Annotated in this window: 9 protein-coding genes; 1 reads left to right on the top strand and 8 read right to left on the bottom strand. The window is 64.9% G+C overall.

Features of this window, described 5'->3' with window-relative positions:
* Positions 1 to 327, bottom strand: a 327-nt coding sequence (locus LJE61_RS11935) for a metalloregulator ArsR/SmtB family transcription factor (protein ID WP_296918494.1), incomplete at its 3' end; no start/stop codon positions are given.
* A gap of 415 nt (positions 328 to 742) precedes the next feature.
* On the opposite strand from LJE61_RS11935, the gene LJE61_RS11930 reads away from it, so the two are divergent.
* Entirely contained in the window at positions 743 to 1,333 is a 591-nt protein-coding gene (locus LJE61_RS11930; protein WP_296909553.1) for a L,D-transpeptidase family protein, read from the top strand.
* 149 nt (positions 1,334 to 1,482) lie between these two features.
* On the opposite strand, the gene minE is transcribed toward LJE61_RS11930, so the two are convergent.
* The 7 genes from minE to LJE61_RS11895 form a co-directional block, all read right to left on the bottom strand.
* On the bottom strand, positions 1,483 to 1,752 hold the full coding sequence (gene minE, locus LJE61_RS11925; protein WP_296909554.1) for a cell division topological specificity factor MinE: 270 nt from the start codon (positions 1,750 to 1,752) through the stop codon (positions 1,483 to 1,485).
* Positions 1,753 to 1,755: 3 nt separating this feature from the next.
* Complete coding sequence (gene minD / locus LJE61_RS11920) at positions 1,756 to 2,565, bottom strand: septum site-determining protein MinD (protein ID WP_296909555.1); 810 nt, start codon at positions 2,563 to 2,565, stop codon at positions 1,756 to 1,758.
* 49 nt (positions 2,566 to 2,614) lie between these two features.
* A complete protein-coding gene (gene minC / locus LJE61_RS11915; protein ID WP_296909556.1) occupies positions 2,615 to 3,403 on the bottom strand; it encodes a septum site-determining protein MinC in 789 nt (262 codons plus the stop codon).
* A gap of 146 nt (positions 3,404 to 3,549) precedes the next feature.
* Entirely contained in the window at positions 3,550 to 3,894 is a 345-nt protein-coding gene (locus tag LJE61_RS11910; RefSeq protein WP_296909557.1) for a histidine triad nucleotide-binding protein, read from the bottom strand.
* Positions 3,895 to 3,928: 34 nt separating this feature from the next.
* On the bottom strand, positions 3,929 to 4,525 hold the full coding sequence (gene recR / locus LJE61_RS11905; RefSeq protein WP_296909558.1) for a recombination mediator RecR: 597 nt from the start codon (positions 4,523 to 4,525) through the stop codon (positions 3,929 to 3,931).
* Positions 4,526 to 4,541: 16 nt separating this feature from the next.
* The gene (locus tag LJE61_RS11900; RefSeq protein ID WP_296909559.1) at positions 4,542 to 4,865 is read right to left on the bottom strand and encodes a YbaB/EbfC family nucleoid-associated protein; all 324 of its coding nucleotides are present in this window, start codon (positions 4,863 to 4,865) and stop codon (positions 4,542 to 4,544) included.
* 186 nt (positions 4,866 to 5,051) lie between these two features.
* The coding region (locus LJE61_RS11895) for a DNA polymerase III subunit gamma/tau C-terminal domain-containing protein (protein WP_296918493.1) at positions 5,052 to 5,480 on the bottom strand (429 nt) is incomplete at its 5' end.

Below are 5,480 nucleotides of genomic sequence, written 5' to 3'. Positions count from 1 at the left end.
GTTCGGCATGGCGCTCAAGGCCCTGACGTCATCGACCAAGGGTTTCCTGTCGCGCAGCCCGGCATGCGTCTCATGCAGCACGGCCTGCGCCCAGGGTGGCAGCTCGGGGTGGATGCGGTAGTAGACCCAGAGGCCAGCGCGACGATCAGCGACCAGCCCCAGCTCGCGCAGCTGCGACAAGTGGCGGGACAGGTGCGGCTGGCTTACGCCGATGGCATGGGTCAGCTCACAGACACACAGCTCCCCGTGCTCTGCGAGCAGCATCAGCGTCCTGAGCCGGGTGTCGTGCGAGAGCGCAGCGAAGAAGTCGGTTGCTTGGATCGCCATCGGCCATCAACTAGGCGTGTCTGCGGTTGGAGAGTCGTCGACAGGGTGGTCGCGGTCGCTGGTTGCTGCCGCACGCATTGCCGTTGGGTCGGAGAACACGCAGGCCGGTTCCACAATCGCATGGGCGGATGCGCATGAGGCGCGAATCTCGGACCTGATCGGACCCCTGCCCGCTCCCCGGAGGCATCGTCTGTCTCGTCAGCTCCGGATCAGTCTCTTCTCACCCCAGACCAATGTGCTCTCCGAGGCCTGGCACACGATTGACCGTCCATGCCCAACACCGGCACGGCATTCGAAAAAGATAGCCTTTCCTCATGACCTTATCTAAACTTCCAGGTGTCGATTATGAGCATCCCCGAACTCGGGGCATTCCAGATCCAGGAACGGACCCATGGACACTGAAGCGACAGACATCATGACCTCAACCGCACCCGCCCATCCGATCACAGACCGCTTCGCCCGGGACGGCGTCCGGAGCCGTCGAGGGAGCCGAGTCCTACTCGCCGCCCTCGCATTGGCCGGAGCGGTCGGGATCGCGGGCTGCAGCGGGCCGGCCACGACCATGCGGGCCGGCCACGCCGACAAGGTCGTCGTGAAGAAATCCCAACGCAAGCTGGAGCTGCACAACAACGGTCGCGTGATCCGCGAGTACCGAATCGCCCTCGGAGGATCACCGAACGGTCACAAGTTCCGCGAGGGGGATCAGCGCACGCCCATCGGCGACTACATGCTCAATTGGCGGAACGCCAACAGCAATTTCTACAAGTCGATCCATATCTCCTACCCCAATGAGCGGGACAAATTCGTCAGCCGTCAATTGGGGTATTCGAACCCCGGCGGGATGATCATGATCCATGGGCTCCCGAACTACGTCCGATCCGAGACACTGCGTCAGCAGTACGCCAACCGAGATTGGACGCATGGCTGCATCGCTGTGCAGAACCACGAAATGGATGAGATCTGGCGACTGGTCCGGGACGGCACCCCGATCCGGATCCTGCCTTAGGGAAGCGCTGAACTCTTCAGCGCTTCCCGTCCGGGGCAGAAAGCCCCACCATTTCAAAGCACGTCAGCGCTTGAAAACCAAGAAGAGCGGAAACCGCGTTTTCGCTCTCCGTTCTGATCACATCTCCCGCGCGCCACCGGTCGCCGACCTCAGGCCCGCCCCTGCGCGGTATCCGGAAGGATGATATTGAGCTCGAGAACCTCGTGGCTGGCCTCCTGCTCGTATTTCACGGAGACCGCATTCATGTCCACCTCCACGTACTTGCGGATGACCTCCAGGATCTCCTGCTGCAGTCTGGGAAGATAAGAGGGACGGCCGCGCGCAGCACGGTCGTGGGCCACCAGAATCTGCAGCCGTTCCTTGGCAACGCTTGCAGAGCCTTTCGGTCGGGAAGAGCGGAAGTAGTCAAGTAAGCCCATAGGTTAGCCCCCGAATATGCGGCTCAGAAAGCCCTTTTTCTCCACCTGGAGAAAACGGTGCGGCACATCCTCACCCAGGTAACGAGCGACCATATCGCCATAGGCCTTGCCGGCGTCGCTGTCCCGCTCGAGCACCACGGGGACGCCGGCATTGGAGGCAGTCAGGACAGACTTGGACTCCGGGATCACCCCGATCAAGGTCAGGGACAGGATCTCCTGGACATCATCGACGCTGAGCATCTCGCCCTTCTCGACGCGCAGCGGATCATAGCGGGTCAACAACAGAAACTCGCGGATCGGATCCGCGTTGGATTCGGCACGGCGGGACTTGCTCGACAGGATGCCCAGCATCCGGTCGGAGTCGCGAACCGAGGACACCTCCGGATTGGTCACCACGACCGCATCATCGGCATAGTACATGGCCATGGTGGCGCCATGCTCGATTCCGGCCGGCGAGTCACAGACGATGTAGTCATATCCCTCGGACAGCTCCTCGAGCACACGGCCCACGCCTTCCTTGGTGAGCGCCTCCTTGTCGCGCGTCTGGGAGGCCGGCAGGACATAGAGGTTGTCGCACCGTTTGTCGCGAATCAGCGCCTGGTTCAGATTCGCTTCCTGGTTGATGACATTGACGAAGTCGTAGACGACACGCCGCTCGCAACCCATGATGAGATCCAGGTTGCGCAGACCCACGTCGAAATCGATCACAACCGTCCGATGTCCGCGTTGCGCCAACCCCATGGCCAACGCAGCCGACGTGGTCGTCTTGCCGACCCCGCCTTTGCCCGAGGTGATAACGATAATTCTCGCCAAAGTAGCAGCCTCCGTTAGGGAATGGTCCGTCGCCCAGCCCTGAGTCGTGTCAGAGTTTTTCGATCCTCAAGATCCTATGGTCCAAGTAGATCTGTACCGGAATGCCGCGCAGCTCGGCCGGGATGTTCTCGCTCACCCGATAGTGTCCCGCCACCGAGACCAGCTCGGCCTGCAGGTCCTGGCAAAAGATACGCGCGTCCGTGTTGCCTTTCATACCCGCCAGTGCCCGTCCGCGCAGCGGGCCGTAGACGTGGATGTTGCCGTCTGCCATGAGCTCGGCGCCGGAGCTGACCGCGGCGATGACGGAGAGATCCCCCCCGGCCGCATAGACCCGTTGACCGGAGCGCACCGGGCGCGTGACGAGGGTGAAACCGGCGCCATTGCGACGCGGCGAAACCGCCGCTTCCGACGGCGCTTCGCCGCCCCGCTTCGGCGCCGGAGCGGACCGCGCCGGCTCGCCGGAGCCGGTCGCACGCTCTGCGCGGGCACCGCGCCCTTCGGCATCGCCGAGGATGGCGAGCTCCATCGCCTCGGCGGCGGCATGTTGAGCCTTGGTCCCGCCGCGCACCCCGAAGGGGATCATCCCGTAACCACGCAGCAGCCCCACCAGGAGGGGAAACTCGACCTCCCCGCCCCCCTCGGGGAACCCGCTCAGATCGATGACGACAGGCGTATTCCGAAAGAACTCGGGCGCCTGCTCCACCCGCGTACCCAGCTCGGCGGCAACCGCCTCGATGTCGGCCTCGAACAAGCGGATGATCGGCAGGGTGAATCCCGCCGCCTTGAGCTCGAAAACGGCGGGTCTACCCGCCGCGGAGGTCTGTTGATGCCCTGCCATGATGCTTTCGGGGCAAACGCCCGCTGCTCTCCCCTTCTTCGGTGAATGGACGGGCCGCCGTCCAACCCCGGGGCTCGTGCCCCCGCAATGCTAACGCCTGGCCGGTCACCCGCATAGGCCAGATCGGCAAGGACCGCGCACCTTGGTCAGCCCGGGGGCCACTGCATGGGACGCCCGCCCAGCACATGAAGATGCAGGTGATACACCGTCTGTCCGGCGGCGGCATTGCAGTTGATGAGGGTGCGGTATCCCTGCTCGGCGATCCCCTCCTGGGCGGCGATGCGGGCGGCGGCCAGAAACAGCTTGCCGATCAGCTCGGCGTCTTCCGGCTTCGCGTCATTGAGCGTCGGGATCGGCTTGCGCGGGATCACCAAAATGTGAGTCGGCGCTTGCGCGTGCAGGTCGCGGAAGGCGACCAAGTCCTCGTCCTCGTAAACGATGTCGGCGGGCAGCTCGCCCGAGGCAATCCTGCTGAAGATGGTATCAGACATATCTTGAGACTCGCTGCGGGATAGACCAATCGTCTCAGAGTTGGCGGCGCCCGCTGAAAGCCAGCGCCAGCGTTCCCCCATCCAGGTATTCCAGCTCCCCGCCCAGCGGCACACCGTGCGCGATGCGGGTCGCGGTGACGCCCGCCCGCGCGGCGGACTCGGCGATGAAATGGGCGGTCGCGCTGCCCTCCACGGTGGGGCTGATGGCGAGGATCACCTCGCGAACCTCGCCGGCACCCAGACGCGCGTCCAGGAGGTCGAGGCCGAGCTCGTCGGGACCGACCCCGTCGAGCGGCGAGAGCCGGCCGCCAAGCACGAAATAGAGGCCGCGAAAATCGGTCGCCTGCTCGATCGCCAGGACCTCCGAGGGCTGCTCCACGACGCACAGCAGCTGCCGGTCGCGATTCGGGTTGACACAGAGTGCACACACCTCCCGCTCGCTCAGGGTCCGGCAGCGGCGACACTGCCGAATCCCCGCCATCGCATCGGCCATGACCCGGGCCAACCGCAGCCCCCCTTCCCGATCGCGCTCCAGGAGGTGAAAGGCGATGCGTTGCGCCGACTTGGGCCCGACGCCGGGCAGACACCTCAGGGCATCGATCAGCTGGTTGAGCAACGGGCGCTCGGGCACGGCTCGCGGCACGCCCCTAGAAGGGGAGCTTCATCCCCGGCGGCAAGGGCAGACCAGCGGTCAACTCGGCCATGTTTTCCTTCATCTTCTCGGCCACGCGCTGGACGGCGCCGTTGATGGCCGCGGTGACCAGATCCTCGAGCATCTCCTTGTCGTCACCCATCAGACCGGGGTCGATCTCCACCCGACTGACCTGATAACGCCCGTTCATGGTGACCTTCACCATCCCGCCCCCGGCTTCCCCGACGACCTCCTCCTGGGCCAGCCGCTCCTGGGCCTGCTTCATGTCTTCCTGCATCTTTTGCGCCTGCTTCAGCAGGTTACCGAGTCCACCTTTCATATGCTTGCGCGGGAAACCCCGAGCGGAACGCTGGGGTGGGATAGCGCACGGCGCGCAGCGCCGTCCAGTTCCCGCATCCTCTCTTGTCGGTTGGCTATCTGTTCTCAAGTCTCAGTCGCACTGCGACGCCCGTCTTCCCTTCCCGCTGAGAGAAGGGGTACATCCGCCTCGGGGACGATCCGGCGCTCAATCGGCCGGCTGGATGCTCCCGGCGATCCATTCCGCGTCGAGCTCATCACGCACCGCCCGCGCCACGGGGTCCTCCTCCATGGCCGCGACAGCGGCCTGACGGCGTTCGGCGGCCTCGCGCTCACGCCGCTGGGCGAGGGTTTCGCGCCCGGGTCGGGCGACCAGGATATCCAGCTTGACCGCGGTCCCCAAGGCCTTTTCCAGCGCCGCATGGAGACGCGACTCGGCACCGGCGGAGCGCAGATGCTCCGCGGCCGGGTCCAGGCTCAATGAGAGTCGACCGTCGGCCCAGCCGGACAGGTCGCAATGATGCGCGATCTGACTGGCGATCCCACCCAGCTCGAGACGATCGATCAGCTGATGCCAGTCGGCGATGGATGCCAGCGGGATCGGCCCGCCTGGCGGGCGCGGCGCAGGGGTCGCGAT

Source organism: Thiocapsa sp., assembly GCF_022340925.1.
Lineage (GTDB): Bacteria > Pseudomonadota > Gammaproteobacteria > Chromatiales > Chromatiaceae > Thiocapsa.
The sequence above is the reverse complement of the archived record's forward strand: the minus strand, read 5'-3'. Positions and strand labels throughout refer to the sequence as shown.